The sequence below is a fragment of the Pantoea sp. PSNIH1 genome, from assembly GCF_007680655.1.
Classification (GTDB): Bacteria; Pseudomonadota; Gammaproteobacteria; order Enterobacterales; family Enterobacteriaceae; genus Pantoea; species Pantoea eucrina.
This window is the reverse complement of the sequence record NZ_VEIP01000004.1, coordinates 142,780-158,553: the sequence shown is the minus strand read 5'-3', so window position 1 is coordinate 158,553 and position 15,774 is coordinate 142,780. Positions and strand designations below refer to the sequence as shown.

General features: G+C 53.9%; 17 protein-coding genes. 9 read left to right on the top strand and 8 right to left on the bottom strand.

The features are described from left to right. Positions 1 to 265: 265 nt before the first annotated feature. The gene (locus FS690_RS12135; RefSeq protein ID WP_071668380.1) at positions 266 to 1,033 is read left to right on the top strand and encodes an N-acetylmuramoyl-L-alanine amidase; all 768 of its coding nucleotides are present in this window, start codon (positions 266 to 268) and stop codon (positions 1,031 to 1,033) included. A gap of 40 nt (positions 1,034 to 1,073) precedes the next feature. On the opposite strand, the gene FS690_RS12130 is transcribed toward FS690_RS12135, so the two are convergent. Beyond that, complete coding sequence (locus FS690_RS12130; RefSeq protein ID WP_040113586.1) at positions 1,074 to 1,712, bottom strand: LysE family translocator; 639 nt, start codon at positions 1,710 to 1,712, stop codon at positions 1,074 to 1,076. 263 nt (positions 1,713 to 1,975) lie between these two features. Between FS690_RS12130 and FS690_RS12125 the strand changes: the two genes are divergently transcribed. Beyond that, on the top strand, positions 1,976 to 3,094 hold the full coding sequence (locus FS690_RS12125; RefSeq protein WP_071668379.1) for a lactonase family protein: 1,119 nt from the start codon (positions 1,976 to 1,978) through the stop codon (positions 3,092 to 3,094). 4 nt (positions 3,095 to 3,098) lie between these two features. Here the strand turns inward: FS690_RS12125 and FS690_RS12120 are convergent, their stop codons facing one another. Next, on the bottom strand, positions 3,099 to 4,001 hold the full coding sequence (locus FS690_RS12120; RefSeq protein ID WP_040113582.1) for a LysR family transcriptional regulator: 903 nt from the start codon (positions 3,999 to 4,001) through the stop codon (positions 3,099 to 3,101). 101 nt (positions 4,002 to 4,102) lie between these two features. Here FS690_RS12120 and FS690_RS12115 point away from each other — a divergent pair, with 101 nt between their 5' ends. The 5 genes from FS690_RS12115 (at position 4,103) to FS690_RS12100 (ending at position 7,660) form a co-directional block, all read left to right on the top strand. Then, a complete protein-coding gene (locus FS690_RS12115; protein WP_071668378.1) occupies positions 4,103 to 5,170 on the top strand; it encodes an SDR family oxidoreductase in 1,068 nt (355 codons plus the stop codon). 240 nt (positions 5,171 to 5,410) lie between these two features. Further along, positions 5,411 to 5,566 carry a hypothetical protein gene (locus FS690_RS18370; RefSeq protein ID WP_158249873.1) on the top strand — a complete coding sequence of 52 codons (156 nt, stop codon included), beginning with the start codon at positions 5,411 to 5,413 and terminating at the stop codon, positions 5,564 to 5,566. 316 nt (positions 5,567 to 5,882) lie between these two features. Beyond that, a complete protein-coding gene (locus FS690_RS12110) occupies positions 5,883 to 6,434 on the top strand; it encodes a C40 family peptidase (RefSeq protein ID WP_040113578.1) in 552 nt (183 codons plus the stop codon). A gap of 374 nt (positions 6,435 to 6,808) precedes the next feature. Further along, positions 6,809 to 7,024, top strand: a complete 216-nt coding sequence (locus FS690_RS12105; protein ID WP_040113576.1) for a YdgH/BhsA/McbA-like domain containing protein — start codon at positions 6,809 to 6,811, stop codon at positions 7,022 to 7,024. A 423-nt stretch (positions 7,025 to 7,447) separates the two neighbouring features. Beyond that, on the top strand, positions 7,448 to 7,660 hold the full coding sequence (locus FS690_RS12100) for a hypothetical protein (protein WP_145339675.1): 213 nt from the start codon (positions 7,448 to 7,450) through the stop codon (positions 7,658 to 7,660). A 42-nt stretch (positions 7,661 to 7,702) separates the two neighbouring features. On the opposite strand, the gene FS690_RS12095 is transcribed toward FS690_RS12100, so the two are convergent. The 3 genes from FS690_RS12095 to FS690_RS12085 form a co-directional block, all read right to left on the bottom strand. After that, positions 7,703 to 7,981, bottom strand: coding sequence for a VF530 family DNA-binding protein (locus tag FS690_RS12095; protein ID WP_040113574.1), 279 nt, complete (start codon positions 7,979 to 7,981; stop codon positions 7,703 to 7,705). A 90-nt stretch (positions 7,982 to 8,071) separates the two neighbouring features. Next, positions 8,072 to 8,599 carry an outer membrane lipoprotein Blc gene (gene blc, locus FS690_RS12090; RefSeq protein WP_040113572.1) on the bottom strand — a complete coding sequence of 176 codons (528 nt, stop codon included), beginning with the start codon at positions 8,597 to 8,599 and terminating at the stop codon, positions 8,072 to 8,074. 111 nt (positions 8,600 to 8,710) lie between these two features. Beyond that, the gene (locus FS690_RS12085; RefSeq protein ID WP_145339674.1) at positions 8,711 to 9,400 is read right to left on the bottom strand and encodes a hypothetical protein; all 690 of its coding nucleotides are present in this window, start codon (positions 9,398 to 9,400) and stop codon (positions 8,711 to 8,713) included. Between the two features lie 206 nt (positions 9,401 to 9,606). Between FS690_RS12085 and FS690_RS12080 the strand changes: the two genes are divergently transcribed. Then, positions 9,607 to 10,443, top strand: a complete 837-nt coding sequence (locus FS690_RS12080) for a substrate-binding domain-containing protein (protein ID WP_104085808.1) — start codon at positions 9,607 to 9,609, stop codon at positions 10,441 to 10,443. A gap of 44 nt (positions 10,444 to 10,487) precedes the next feature. Here the strand turns inward: FS690_RS12080 and FS690_RS12075 are convergent, their stop codons facing one another. Beyond that, positions 10,488 to 12,815 (bottom strand): FdhF/YdeP family oxidoreductase, encoded by a 2,328-nt coding sequence (locus FS690_RS12075; RefSeq protein WP_145339673.1) that lies wholly within the window; start codon positions 12,813 to 12,815, stop codon positions 10,488 to 10,490. A 217-nt stretch (positions 12,816 to 13,032) separates the two neighbouring features. Here FS690_RS12075 and FS690_RS12070 point away from each other — a divergent pair, with 217 nt between their 5' ends. Next, a complete protein-coding gene (locus FS690_RS12070) occupies positions 13,033 to 14,229 on the top strand; it encodes an FAD-dependent oxidoreductase (protein WP_145339672.1) in 1,197 nt (398 codons plus the stop codon). Positions 14,230 to 14,407: 178 nt separating this feature from the next. On the opposite strand, the gene FS690_RS12065 is transcribed toward FS690_RS12070, so the two are convergent. Beyond that, positions 14,408 to 14,695, bottom strand: a complete 288-nt coding sequence (locus FS690_RS12065; protein ID WP_040113562.1) for a DUF1330 domain-containing protein — start codon at positions 14,693 to 14,695, stop codon at positions 14,408 to 14,410. 2 nt (positions 14,696 to 14,697) lie between these two features. Continuing rightward, positions 14,698 to 15,375 (bottom strand): GntR family transcriptional regulator, encoded by a 678-nt coding sequence (locus tag FS690_RS12060; protein WP_040113561.1) that lies wholly within the window; start codon positions 15,373 to 15,375, stop codon positions 14,698 to 14,700. Positions 15,376 to 15,774: the final 399 nt, after the last annotated feature.

Here is a 15,774-nt window from a genome sequence, read left to right as displayed (position 1 = left end):
TTAGCGGATGCAAATTATTGCATCCGTTTTTTAACGTAACCGGAACGCTGGTATGCCAGCATATTGCATCAGTAAATATCCGATTCATCAGGCTATTTTTTATTAATAAAAATATAACAAGAAAATATAGCGTAAAGGCGTGAAATAGCGCTTAAAAAACTCCGTAATTAAAATTGTATAAATTTGTCATCGCAAACCTTCGTTTTATTTTTGTTTAATATAGGTGCTATAAAAATGATTTCTCTTACACGAAAAGGAGAATATCATGATTAAAATTGATTATAACAGCTATCGTTCTGTAAAAGGCTTTAACCGCCGCGTACGCTTTCTTATTATGCATTACACTGCATTAAATTTTAACGGTTCAGTGAATGCGCTAACGGGCGCTTCCGTCAGCGCCCACTATCTGGTCCCGGATTTTACAGACAAAACGTATATCGACGCCGGATTTACCGATGAACGTATATTTAACCTGGTGGATGAGCACGAGCGCGCATGGCATGCTGGCGTCAGCACATGGGCCGGACGAACAAATATTAATGACTCATCCATCGGCATAGAAATTGTTAATGAGGCTAAAAGTAGCAGTGAAGGATTTATTTTTCCTCCTTATCCCGACAGTCAAATCGAGGCGATAATTTCTCTGGCATATAATATTCTGCAGCGTTATCCCGATATTACACCTACGCAGGTAGTAGGGCACAGCGATATTGCTCCGGGTCGCAAAAGCGATCCGGGCGCAAGCTTTCCGTGGCAGCGATTATATGAAGCGGGCGTGGGTGCCTGGTATGATGAAAGTACGAAACAGATGTATAGGGAGCGTTTTGCTGCCGGATTGCCGGATAAAAAAGAAATTATCAGCAAATTTAAAACATATGGCTATAACACGCAGGAGGCTGCATCCGCTCACGGCTATCGTGTGCTGGTCAGGGCGTTTCAGCTGCATTTTCGTCAGCAGGATTATGCGGGCGTAATGGATGCAGAAACGGCCGCAATCCTCTATGCGCTGGTAGATAAATATTTTGCTGGCTAACAGGCGCTGCTCTGCCGCACAGATAGCGGCAGAGCACGCTTCAGGATATGACAAACTCCTGATACCCGGAGTAGATCACATACACCGCGAAATAGCTGAAAATCAGCGCTGAGGCGAGATAAGAGAGCCTCAGCAGCTTCCCACCCAGCATTTTGCCGCCCAGCGCGCCGGTCAGGCAAATCACGCCGCTCCAGAGCAAACCTGCAATAAAGAAGCCGCTCAGGAATTCTGCCGTGGCGCCTGCTCCCTGGTTACCCATACGCGCAATCAGCGCGCCGCCCACGCTGGCAAACCAGAGAATGGCGGTAGGCGATGACATTGCCAGCACCACTCCGCGCCGGAATTCCCGTGACAGCGGCTGTCGGGGCGCGGTTTCAGCTGCCGGCATGGCAACAGACTTTATCAGCGCGGCGTAAAGCATACGCCCGGCAAACCCGATCAGTAGCAGGCCACCGCCAATCCATAATGCCCAGCGCACAGGCGCAAATTGCAGCACCATAGCCATACCCGCCAGCGCCAGCAGGGCATAGATCAAATCACCAATGCAGGTGCCGACACCCAGCCAGAAACCCTGCAGAAAACCGCGCTGCATCGCCAGGGTCAGCATGGCGATATTGGCAAGACCAATATCGAGACATAAGGAGAGGCTAAGCAAAAATCCATTTGAAAACGGCAACATAGATCCGTCCCGGGCAGTAAAAAAGCTATTAAATCATCTCTGGCAGGCAGTGTTAATCGCAGAATCAGATTGTTGACTAACTCCTATAGACGGCTTGCAGAATCGTTGCCAGATTGCCCGTTTCCTGACTACGCTGTATCACACCTCTGGTCTGCAGGATAAACATAACGATGTCTATACCTTTCAAACCCGCTGCGTCTGGCGCATTGACGCCGCTTTCCGTAGCACTGTCACTGGCTCTTTTTACTTTTGGGGGAAATGTAATGGCACAAAATAGCGAAGATCAAATCGCCCTGGTGGGCACCTGGACCAGCGTGCCTGATGCTCCGGCGGCTGAAAAACCGGCGCAGCCAAGCGAGGGGCTCTACCGGCTGAAGCTGAACCGTGACGGCACGCTTACCCCGCTGGATGTGGTGAAGATGAAGAGTCCGTCATGGCTGGTGAAATCTGCCGACGGGCGTTTTCTCTATACCACCAACGAAGAGAAGGCAGGCAGCGTAACCGCACTGTCGGTTGCGGCTGATGGCACCGTAAAAGTGATCAACACGATAACCAGCCACGGCGATGAGCCAACACACGCCACGCTCAGCCCCGATGGCCGCTATCTGCTGGTCGCCAACTATTCCGGTAATAAAGGCGGTGCAGGCATTGCCGTACTGCCGGTGAACCAGGATGGATCGCTGGGTGCGCCGGTGCAGCACTTTCCGTTTGCTGAAGGCAGCGGCGTCGTGGACGAGCGTCAGGAGAGCGGACATGCTCATTCAGTCACGTTTACGCCGGATGGAAAGACGCTTTATGCCGCTGACCTGGGGGGTGACAAGCTTTATGCTTATCGCTACGACGCGCATTCAGCCACGCCGCTGCAGCCGGATCCGGCACGCGACATGACCTTTTCACCCGGTGCCGGGCCGCGTCATATGGTATTTTCAGCCGATGGTCACTACGCCTGGGTCATTGCAGAAATGGCGGCGGTGGTCGAAACCTGGCGGTTTACGGGAGAAAAACCGGAACGCATTGCGAGTACGGACATAGCGCCCGATAACGCTACGGCGGATCAGAGAAGCGGCGGCGCAATCATGCTCAGCCCGCAGGGCAAATTTCTGATTGTGTCCAACCGCGGTTCGCATAACCATCTGCTGGTATTCCGGATTGGGCGTGACGGCAAACCGGAGGCGCCCGTACGCTACCCGGCAGGCGGCATTGAGCCGCGGGCGTTATCTTTTGACGCCACCGGCCGCTATCTGTACGTGACCAATGTCTTCACTAACGCCATTTCGCTGTTTTCTTTCGACGAAGAGAGCGGCGAGCTGGAGGCGAAAGGGAAGGCGGCAGAAATTGCCACGCCAACTGATATCAAATTTGTGACCACAGAACGTCCCTGAGCGGCTAACGGATAGGCAACTGTTCAAGCGCCGTCAGCAGCGCATCAACTTTCGGTAACAGCTGCTTGCGGCGCGGCCAGATCAGCGACAGCGCAAAGCCGTCTGGCTGCTGCTGTGGGAGAATAATTTCGAGCTCGCCACGCTGCAGCGGCCCGGCGATGAGCCAGGAGGGCATCTGCGCCACGCCTAATCCGGCACAGACTGCCTGCACCTGTGCATCCACATCGCCCAGCGCCATACGATGCGGGACATTACGCCAGTAAGCGTGCCCCTCTGCGGTAGTCAGCAGCCAGGGCTTGGTGGTGCCATCAACCCGTTCATACATTACCGCCGGATGCAGCAGCAGCTCATTTTCCGTTGCGGGATAGCCGTGATGTGCCAGATAGTCCGGCGCTGCGCAAAATACCATACGTTCACGCCCGAGATGACGGCAGCCCAGTGACGCGGGCAGATCCGGCGAGCCGCCGATGCGCACGGCCAGATCGATTCCCTCCTCAAACAGATCGATAAAGCGATCGGAAAACGTCAGGCTTAGCTCCACTTCCGCGTGCTGCTGGCAAAAAGCGATCAGCAGCGGCATCACCGCCAGCCGGCCGTAGGTGCTGGGCAGGGCCAGTCGCAGGCGCCCTGACGGGATCGTTCGCTGCGCGGCCAGTACCGATTCCGCTTCGGCCAGCTCCTCCATGACGCGCAGGCAGGTCTGATAGTAGGCGCTGCCGGCATCGGTCAGCTTCAGACTGCGCGTGGTGCGCTCCAGCAGGCGTGAGCCGAGACGCGTTTCCAGCCGGGTAACGCTTTTACTGATCGCTGAACCGGTCAGATGCAGCCGCTGCGCCGCCGCAGCAAAGCTGCCGCATTCCACGCTGGCAACAAAAGGAACAATATCTTTCAGGCGATGATCGTGCATCTATTCATGAACTCAATTCAGAAATGAAGTGAATTTTTACCAGAGATAAGAACTGATTTCTCTATTAGGCTAAATATTAATAAACCGACGGGAGGATAATGATGAAAAAACAGGCACTCATTGTAGGGATCAGTGGCGTTATCGGACGTGCGCTGGCAGAACAGCTGCAGAAAGAGGGCTGGGACGTTACCGGCTTATCGCGCGGACGTGGTGCAGTACCGGATGGCTGCCGTAGCCTGACTGCTGACCTTACCGACAGCGACGCGGTACGCGATGCGCTGGCGCAGGAAAAACCCGATGCGCTGTTTTTCAGCGTCTGGGCACGTCAGGAAAATGAGAAAGAGAACATTCGCGTTAATGGCGGCATGGTGCGTAACGTCATTGAGGCGCTGGGCGAACGGCTGCAGGGTGCTCACGTGGCGCTGGTAACCGGCCTTAAGCACTATCTGGGGCCTTTTGAAGCCTATGGTAAAGGAGCCGTACCGGTTACGCCGTTCCGCGAAGAGCAGGGCCGCCAGCCGGTAGATAACTTCTATTATGCTCAGGAGGATGAGCTGTTTGCCGGGGCCGAAAAATATGATTATCGCTGGAGCGTGCACCGTCCGCACACCATCGTCGGCTTTGCACTGGGTAATGCGATGAATATGGGCCAGACGCTGGCCGTCTATGCCACCCTGTGCCGTGAGAAAGGCTGGCCGTTTATCTTCCCCGGCTCGCCTGAGCAGTGGAATGGTTTGGTCGATGTGACGGATGCTGGTTTACTGGCTGAGCAGCTGGTCTGGGCGGCTACAGCAGAAGGCGCAGCGAATCAGGACTTTAACGCAGTAAACGGCGACGTTTTCCGCTGGAACTGGATGTGGCCGCAGCTGGCAGCCTATTTTGGTATCGAAGCTGCAGACTTGCCGGCTCAGACGCTGCCGCTGGAAGAGAGAATGCAGGAGGCGGCTGAAATCTGGCAGGAGATCGCTGCACGCTATCAGTTACGTGAGGCGGATATCAGTAAGCTGGCGTCATGGTGGCATACCGATGCCGATCTCGGTCGCCCGATGGAAGTGTTTACAGATATGAGCAAAAGCCGCAAAGCAGGTTTTACCGGCTATCGTTCGTCCGTTGACTCTTTTATCCAGCTGTTCGATCGCCTCAAAGCGGAAAATATCATCCCGCGCTGATGCACTCAGGTTCTGCCGCCGCCTCTGGCGAGCGGCAGACGTTGCGCATAAACGCTATTTTTTACCGCACTGTTTTTATTTTGTAAAACTGACGTGCCTGGTCTGTTTTCAGCCTGTAAAGTTACGTGCAAAACGCACAAATGCCTTAAGCCAGCGGCAGATTAGTGCGGTTCGTTTATTTATTTTTAGTACCAGATCCTTACAATAACCCGCTGATACATTTCACCAGGTTATTGCGTTATGACAACACTTCTGAAAAACAACAACAGTGACACACAGCAACTTTTGGCCGTCATCGAACATGCTGTCAGCGATCCGGTTCCGCTGGTTCAGTCTCTGCCTGAGAATTTCTGGCAGCAAATTGAGTCGCTGGCCGTCGCCGCTGCAGAAGAGTAGCGATTGAGTCCCGGCTGGCTGTCAGAGTTAACCGGGACATCCTCTTTATCACTTCACAAGACGGCTGAAATTTTTCTTTTCCCTCCTCCTCTTTTCTCAAACACCCGCTAAAATTAGCTCGTTCAGCACGCGCGACCCACGGCACCTGTCAAAATTACTGTTTATCCTGTTTTTATACGTATAAACATGATGTTACCTTTATGTAAATTAAGGTAAATAACAGGGAGAGAGTGAGGATTTTCCCGCTGCGGGTTTAACTGTGCTGCTTTTTTACGGTATAAATCTTTCACCAATAAGCCGGGCGAAACGACAACCCATGACTATCACCGCAAGCCGTACTCTTTTTACCAGTCTGCTGCTCTTTACGCTGGCTGGATGCGCGAAAAAGCATCATGAAGCGCCTCCGCCTGACAGCGCTGAAATGAATCTCTCTGGTGATAAACAGCCCGATTTAATCCCGGTTATTGCTGCACTGCACGATCAGATGCACTCCTGGCAGGGCACAAAATATCAGTGGGGCGGCACGCAGCTCTCCGGCGTGGACTGTTCAGGCTTTGTCTGGCGCACGCTGAAAGATCGCTTTAATATTCCGATGGAGCGCGTGACGACACGTGAACTCATCGCCATGGGCAAGCCGGTCGATCAGGCCCATCTGCAGCCGGGCGATCTGGTCTTTTTCCGCATCAGGCATGAGCTGCATGTCGGCTTCTATGATACTGACCGCCAGTTCCTGCATGCGTCGGTGAGTCAGGGTGTGATGCGTTCATCCCTCAACAATCCTTACTGGAAGTCTGTCTATCTCCAGGCGCGGCGACTGCCCCGCGAACAGGGTTCGCAAATCAGCTTCAACTATAAAAACAAAGTCTGAGCGCTACCTGCTTCTCTGATCCAGGAATAACAGCCGTACCCCTCTCCGCCTGCTGAGAAAAACCGCCTGATGGCGGTTTTTTTACGCCTGGTTTTATTCAAAAAATATGAACATAAACGGCAAAATGCTTAGCTTTTAAACTCTCCTCAACACCTTTATTCTCTCTTCATCGCAACAGAGGCAGCGCTGATAGCGTTTCCGGAGTGATTCTCCAGCTGCTTTCTTAAGTGAAATAAACTGCTTGACTTGCTTGTGAATTTAGTTAGCAAGATCACAGTAACAGCATTAATTATCAAAATGTATATAGTTTACAGTGTTACTATATCTCTCATCAAAGGCGTGCGGCCTTTAAAACAGATATTAAGGAAAAGATTATGAAAACCATGAAAGCTCTCTCAATTGCTGCTGTAACCGCTCTGACCCTGGTATCCGGCGCAAGCTTTGCACAGAGCATCTCTGTGACCTCCGGTACGCTGGATGGTGCAGAAGCGAAAATTGCCGCTCAGGCGCAGGAGCAGGGCGCGCAGTACAAAATTACTGAAGCCAATACAAACAACCGTGTGCATATGACCGCTGAGCTCTATAAATAATCTGGCGTGAATAAGCGTTAAGGCCGCCTTCGGGCGGCTTTGCTGTTCTTATGGTTAAAAAATAACCAATCAATGGCGGCGTATCTGCCATGCGGCCTGCAGAAGGTTATCCACAGGTTTGCGCCTGCTCTTTTCACGCGGAATGTGGATAAACCCGCAAGCATAATCCATCCCCTTTGCCAGATAAGGCGCACTTAGCACTGTGCCGGCCAGTCTATCTGTTCGCCTCATTTTTATTCTATTTTATTCCCTGACTGCAGAACGCATAGCAATGACACGCTTCAACGCGAATTTTAACCTTTAGTAACTTATTTCTGGTTACACATTATTGCGGCGCAACTCAGGTAATTCATTCGATATTCCGGAATTTCATTACTATATTCAGCATGAATGCAATCTGCATTTATTTTCGGGGATAAGAATATGTGTAAAATAGCGTTTGCTTTATTAACTGCCGGCGTGCTGTTATCAGCGACTGCTCAGGTTCAGGCTAAAGGCTGTCTGAAAGGGGCTGCGGTAGGCGGTGTGGCAGGGCATCTTAAGCATCACGGTGTAGCCGGTGCGGCAGCAGGATGTGCAGTAGGTCATCACATGGCGAATAAAAAAGAGAAAGAAGCGAATAAAAATACGCAGTAATACTTATTGGGCAGGGCGCTATTTAGCCCTGCCTGAGCGCGCTCAGTGCTTCTCTTTATTTCCCTGCGTCCACGGATTAAATCCGGCGTCAGCAAGATCTTTCTCAGGCTGCTCAGTTAACATCTCCCGATAGAGCGCTTCAACTTCTGTACGCGCCCAGGGTGTACGTCGCAAAAATTTAAGGCTCGACTTTATACTGGGATCGCTTTTAAAGCAGTTAATATTGATCTTTTTTGCCAGTTCTGCCCAGCCGTAATGTTCTGCCAGCGCAGTCACTATCATTTCCAGCGTTACGCCGTGCAGAGGGTCATTTGAATGCATATCAGGTTGCGTCTCACAGGGCAAAAAGGGGCGCCAAGGTTACCGTAAACCTACGGTAACCGCAAACCACCCCGCGGTGAAACGTGTTTGTCAGGATTGATCGACCCAGATGAGTTTATCGGTGGCAAAGCCCAGCTCTCTGGCAAGATTAACATAGTCACGTTTAACCTGCTCCGGGATCTGCGGCTGGCGCGACAGTATCCACAAGTAGCTGCGATTCGGGCCGCTGACCAGCGCATACTGATAATCTTCATCCAGCGCGATAACGTTGTAGCCGCCGTAAAAAGGCCCGAAGAACGAAACCTTCAGCGCCGCAACGTCAGAGCGTCCGGTGAAATAGGCTTTACCCTCGCTTTCACTCCAGGATTTCTTCTCCGGATCGTAACCGCGATTGATAACAACCAGTCCGCCATCGCTGCGCTTTTTATACGTGGCGGTCACGTGATCTTTACCACGCTCAAAGCGATGATCGAGACGCGCAATTTCATACCACTTGCCCAGATAGCGCTGTGCATCAAAACCGGTAACCGGCTTAACACCTTTGGGCGGGGTAGGCGATTTGCAGGCCACCAGCGTCAGTGAAAGCGCGGTGACAGCAACCAGAGGCCAAATCTTCATTGTCTCTCCTTACACAACATCGTAAAAATCCCATGCTGAGTATAGTTAAGGATTGACGAGGCGTGGCGGGCGCGGGCAGATGCGTTCCGCCCGCGCCTTTGCCTGCAAGGACTATGGCGTTTTCTCGTCGTCCGCCGGGAACTGAGGTTCATCAATGGCAATCGACTTCCCGGACTTCAGCAGCTGAATATCGAGCATGACGTAAGTCATGGTGGTGATAAACAGAGAGATAACGCTGCCAATAACGCCGCTGGTGGTAAAGGTAAAGAAGTTATACATCACTACCCAGGTGACACAGATAAACAGCGCCAGCGCTACGCTGATAGCGGACTGTGAATAATTGGTTGCGCGCGCGCCCATTTCGTTGATCTGCATACTGAGGTTGCACCCTGTGTATTTCTCAAGTACCCAGATGCCCTGGTCCCAGCTGCGCAGACGACGCGCGCTGCCGCGTGTCACAAACAGAAACAGCAGTGAGATAAACAGGCCTGAGAAAGCGATCAGCACCGGTACTGCCGCCAGAGCATAAGCGATACTTTTATGCAGCGAATCCTGTGCCAGACCGGTGAGATCCAGGGTTAACGACGCGCCGAGTACGCCATACAAAAACAGAAACAGCACCAGATAGAGCGCGTTACGTTTCCAGTCGAGATCGGCTTCGTGGTTTTTCTGCTGACGAGCGATAACCAGAGCCTGCTGCAGGCGCTGCGCTTCAGCAGAGCTGGCGTCGATGGTGTCAGGTTCACTGCCCAGCAGTCGGTGGATAAAAGGCCGATCGGCCGGATCGATAATCACGTGCATAAGGGTTCCGCAAACAGAAGATAAGTGGCAACAGTGTAACAGTTGCCGGCTCAAAGTGATCGTTAAGGCGCGGCTGAAAGCCGTCCGGTGCACCGGTCTTAATCAGAGCGTACCGCCGGTTGTTGGCGATAGCGCATTATTCGGGTAACGTGGAATACTCACCGTTTTATTCATCAGGCCAGCCCGGACTGGCAGGAGCCTCTTTGATGTCAGCTTCCTCTTCACTTGTCGCGCTGATCTGTCGCGCGCCTGAAAATGCGGCAACCGCGCGTCAGCTCAGCGCATTCAGCGCTCAGCTCAACAAACGCGGCATGGTCAGCCTATTGATTCATGCGCAGTCACGCGAGGAGCTGCAGCAGGCGCTGCATAATGCCGCCGCGCTGCCGGTTACGCATCTGCTGTATCTCTCATCTGTCTGCGACGATGAGCAGACTCTGGCCGCAGAGATCCTGCCTGCGGTCGCGCAGCTTCATGCTGATGCACTGGCCAGCGATCGCTACAGCGCCGGCGAAGCGCTCGCCCTGCTGCTGCTTTCGCAGGGGCATCAGCGGACAGGCTTTATGCACGCCGGTGACACGCCGGCTATAAGCCAGCAGCTGGCAGGCGTGAATGCCGCTTTGCAGACGCAGGAGAAAGAGATACAGCTTTTACTGACGGCCGGCAGTGAGCAGCGCGAAGCGGCGTATCAAAGTATGATGACCTACCTGAAGAAAACCCGTGCCGCTGAACGTATTAACGCGCTGGTGTGCAGCAGCGATGAGCTGGCGTTTGGCGCGCTACAGGCCGTGCGTGATTTTGGTCAGGGTGCGCACGTGGCGGTAACGGGCTATGGCAGCGTGCCCGAAGCGGCAACATCCACCTGGCATCTTACCCGCTGGGCACCGCGCAGCGAGTTACAGATCGCAGAAACGCTGAACCGGTTACTGGAGCAGCGTGCTGACAGCAGCGTCTGGCAGCAGGGTGCACTGGAAGTGCGGCATTCCCATCAGGGAAAATATATCCCGGGCGAAATGTCGCAATGTGGCTGCGCGATTCGCCACTAAAGCGCGGCTCCGGACAGCATGAATGCGTATCCGGAGCCCTGCACTTAACGCAGCACGCCGCTGCTGTCAGCCTGCGCGGCACCGGAAGGCTCAATCACCACCGGAATACTTTTATACGCGGGAATACCGCTTTGCGTATCGTGGCTGTCGAGCGGCACCATGATATTCGCTTCCGGATAGTAAGCGGCTACCGAACCGGGCGCCATGTCATAAATCACGAGGGTCAGGTTCTCCATACGGCGCTGCGTGCGGTTGCCCTGCGGATCGAGCGCGGTCATATTGACCGTATCGCCGGAGCGCAGCTGCCGGCTCTCCGCTTCATCGGCAGAAATAAAGAGTACGTCGCGCCGGCCGGTAATGCCGCGATAACGATCGTTCAGCCCGTAAAGCGTCGTGTTGTATTGATCGTGACTGCGCAGCGTGGTCAGCACCAGATCGTGACACTGTAGCGAACGCGGATCCTCATTGATGCCCTGCATCACTTTAAACTGCGCGCGCTTCGACGGCGTCAGCCAGACACGTTCAGAAGCCGCGTTGTACAGGCGGAAACCACCAGGCTGCATTACGCGCTGGTTAAAGTTCTCAAAAGCGGGGAAGACGGCTTCAATCGCATCACGAATGTTACTGTAGTCGCTGACCATTTTATCCCAGTTTACGCGGGAAGCCGGCAGCGTCGCTTTTGCCAGCCCTGCTACCAGCGCCGGTTCCGATTTTAGATGCGGCGAGGCAGGCTCCAGCGTGCCGCGCGAGGCGTGCACCATCGACATCGAATCTTCCACGGTGACGCTCTGGTCGCCCGACGCCTGGCGATCCCGCTCCGTGCGGCCCAGCACAGGCAGCAGGTAACTATGTTTAGCCATCAACAGATGAGAGCGGTTGAGCTTCGTCGCCATATGCACCACCAGATCGAGCTTGCGCATCGCTTCAAAGGTGATTTGCGGATCGGAGATCGCTTCAGCAAGGTTGCCGCCCAGGCAAAGCAGCGCCTTTGAGCGTCCGTCACGAATCGCCTGAATCGCCGCCACCGCGCCGTGCCCGTGCTGCTGCGGGGGCGTGAAGCCAAAGACCTTCTGCAGACTGTCCAGCAGCGTCTGCGAGGGGATCTCTGTAATGCCCACGGTGCGATCGCCCTGTACGTTGGAGTGTCCGCGCAGCGGGCAGATGCCTGCGCCGCGCCGGCCAATATTGCCGCGCAGCAGTAGCAGGTTCGCAATCTGCTGCACATTTTGCGTGCCGTACTGATGCTGGGTGATGCCCATTCCGTAGCAGATAATGGTGTTTTCCGCGGCGGCGTAGAGGTGGGCAATATTCTGGATTTCGGCGATATCCATGCCGGAGACTTTCAGAATATGATCCCAGCTGGTGTCATCCAGATCCGCTTTCAGCGCCGCGAAGCCTTCAGTATGTTCACGGATAAACGTCTCATCCAGAATCGGCGGCTCGCCGGCTTCAAGCGCGTTATCATGCATAGCCAGCAGCGTTTTCATCACCCCTTTGAGCATGGCCGCATCGCCGCCAACGCGCACTTTATAGTAGGTTGAGGCCAGCTGCGTGGACCCCATCGAGAGCATTTCAATCGGGCTTTGCGGAGAGGTAAAACGCTCCAGCCCGCGCTCGCGCAGCGGGTTAATGGCCACAATTTTTGCACCACGCTTAGAGACCTCCCGCAGCGTCCCCAGCATACGCGGATGGTTGGTGCCAGGGTTGTGACCAATACAGATCACCAGATCGGCGTGATCGAAATCCTCCAGCTCTACCGTGCCTTTGCCGACGCCGATGGATTCAGGCAGGCCTACGCTGGTGGGCTCATGGCACATATTGGAGCAGTCGGGAAAATTGTTGGTGCCATATTCGCGGGCAAACAGCTGCCAGAGAAAGGCCGCTTCATTGGAAGCGCGTCCGGAAGTATAAAATTCCACGCTATCGGGATCGTCATAACCGCGCAGCAGCGCGCCAATCTCCTGCAGCGCGGTCTCCCACTCAATGGGCTGATAAGTATCGCTGACGGCATCATATTTCATCGGATGCGTGAGCCGGCCTTCACCTTCCAGTTCAAACGCGCTGCGCTGCCAGAGTTCGCTGACGGTGTGCGCGGCGAAAAAGGCGGGCGTGGTGCGTTTGCTGGTCGCTTCCCAGGAGACAGCTTTGGCACCATTTTCACAAAACTCAAACGACGAGGCGTGACGCGGATCGGGCCAGGCGCAGCCCGGACAGTCAAATCCCTCCGGCTGATTGACCTTAAATAACGCAATCACATCCTGTTTCACCGCCATCTGACGGCGAATGGCATCTGCTACCGCTTTCAGTGCACCCCAGCCGCCGGCTGAGCCGCCATAAGGTTTGATGCCGACATCCCGATTTTGCTCTTTCATGGCTACTTATCTCGCGTAAAAAATTATCTCATAAGCCTGGAATAAGCTGCCGGGTCCGCAAGGAAACTATTTAAAACAGGTTATTTTAATGTTTACAGAATATTGCAGCGCTGCGATTGCTAAACGGGCATATAAGCGCATCGGATTCTCGCCTTACCGCTATAACATGCTATATAAATGATAATTATTATCAGTAAATTGATGCGGAACTGACAGAATGCACAACGGTAAAACTCTCCATACTGACTGCTGTATTGCAGGCGGCGGTCCGGCCGGATTGATGCTGGGATACCTGCTGGCGCGTGCCGGCGTAAATGTGATTGTGATTGAAAAACATGCTGACTTTTTGCGTGATTTTCGCGGTGACACTATTCATCCTTCAACGCTGGAAGTGATGCACCAGCTTGGTCTGCTGGATGAGCTGTTAACGCTGCCGCATCAGCGGGCTGAAAAGCTGCAGGCGGAAGTGGGCGGGGAAGAGATCACCATGGCGGACTTTTCCCGCCTGCCGGTGCGCTGCCGTTTTATCGCCTTTATGCCGCAGTGGGATTTCCTCGATTTTCTGGCGCGTAAGGCCCGCGCCTGGGACAATTTTACGCTGCTGCAGGAGACCGGCTTTGCTGACTTTATCAGAGAGGGAGACCGGGTTACCGGCCTGACGACGTTGCAGGGACATACTATTCACGCACCGCTTGTGGTCGGGGCAGATGGCCGTCATTCACAGGTACGCGCCAAAGCCGGATTGACCAGCCAGAGTTTTGGCGCACCGCGTGACGTGCTGTGGTTTTCACTTCCTAAGCATCCCGACGATCCGGCGCTCGGCATGGGCCATAAAGGACCGAAGCAGAATTTTATTGTGATCGATCGCGGTGACTACTGGCAGTGCGGCTATACCATCGAAAAAGGTGAGTTTGAACGGCTCAAAGCGGGCGATGTCGCTGCGTTTATTACGCGGCTTGCTGAGGTGGCCCCCTTTAGCGAAGCGCGGCTTCAGGTGCTGACGCACTGGGAAATGTTCCGCCTGCTGTCGATCCGGATCGATCGGCTCGACAGCTGGTGCCGTCCAGGGGTGCTGTGCATCGGAGATGCGGCGCATGCGATGTCGCCCATCGGTGGCGTAGGGGTGAATCTGGCTATCCAGGATGCGGTGGCCACCGCTAATCTGCTCACGCCTTCACTGCTCAGGGGAAGGGTGAGCCTGAAAACGCTACAGAAAGTCCAGCGGCGGCGTCAGTTTCCGACGGTTGCCACGCAGTTTCTGCAGATAAAGATGAGCAGTAAAAAACGCACGCGCAGCGCGCCGTCAAAAGTGCCGCAGTTCATCAGCCGCTACCCGTTCCTGCGTCACCTGTTTGGGCGTCTTATCGGACTGGGATTTCGCCCGGAACGCCCGCGTCTGACCGGCAAAGTCTGAATTTCAGACAAAAAAAAGCCCGCGAGGCGGGCAGGCGAACGATAACCGGTAAACTTTCTCGTCAGCAACGCATTGCTGTTTAGCGTCACTATAATAGCAACGTTTCAGCGAACGTACGAATTTTGTTCGATGAGTTAATTTTGCTGAACAGATAAGTAATTTATGCAGCCGGGCCGGTTCAGGCTAATCCTTCGGTAATGACAATCGTTGCGTCAGCAATATCAGCACGCGCAGCACGCGCCTGCTGATATTCGGGTGAGTGGTAACACGCCACGGCCGTCTGATAATCGGGAAACGCGATTAACACATGCCGGCCATAGCTCTCGCCTTCCAGCGTCAGCGCCTGCTCGCTCCGCGCGAGAAATGTTGCCTGATATTTATTAAAGGCCGCCGGTGCAAGATCCCGGTAACGCTGATAGCGCTCAGCATCATGCACCGTCACGTGTGCTATCCAGTAAGCGGTCATGGTTACTCCTCCGTTGTCAGAATCGTTTTTGCCAGCTGCGCAGCTTCCGTCAGATGCTGTATCACCGCTTCTCTGGCCTGCTGCGGATCGCTGGCTTCAACTGCTGCACAGATACGCGACATACGTTCAAATCCGGCAACCTGGCGTTCAGGGCTGCGCAGCGTCATGGCGCGCAGCCGGCTGATACGGCTGTTGAGCCGCTGCACGATTTCCCAGGCGATATGATGCTCCGCAATCGAAAACAGCGTTTCATAAAACGCCTGAGACGCTTCAACCCGTTCAATATCGTCATGATGTTCAGATGCTCTGGCAATTCGCATCAGCCGGGTGTGCAGCTTCTGCTTATCTTCCGTTGTGGCTTTGCGGGCGCAATCTTCTGCAGCTGCAGATTCAAGCAGCTGACGTATGCTGTAGATCTGCTGCGCAATCTCCCAGGTGAGCCGCGCCACAATAGGCCCTTTTTTAGGCAGGTTTTCGATCAGTCCTTCCGCTTCAAGATAACGGATCACTTCCCGCACCACGGTACGACTGACGCCCAGCTCATCACACAATGAGCGTTCAACCAGACGATCGCCCGCTTTAAAATAGCCTGAGATGATTGCCTGTCTTACTTTGACCAGCGCCAGTTCCCGCAGTGTCACCGGCGTGTTTTCAATCCTTAAGGAGTGAATCGCAATCATGATCTTCCCTATTGTCCCGCGTTAAGAACCGTTGCGCGAAGCCCCCTGCGCGCGCTCTTTTTTACTATTAGCACTGTTCCGGCAGTTAACGCAACGTCGCGGACGTGGCTGCAACAGAGTCTGAGGTCATAAAGCCCTCAGCGGCGCTGTGATTTCGTCTGACGCCGCCATACCCGGAATTTGTTATTGCTCACATTTTTATCACTTATCGCTGAAGTATTCCCTTTTCCCGCGCGGGCTTTAAAAATAATGCAAATTTATCAATCACATGATTTTTTTCCGCTGCGCTGGCCTGCTTCACTTTTATGATGCCAGTCACACTCCGATAGCTGATTTTCTACTCGCTAAAACCTGCACTGGCAGCCCGCTAAAATGGCCCAGGACCGCGTCTGGCGCATC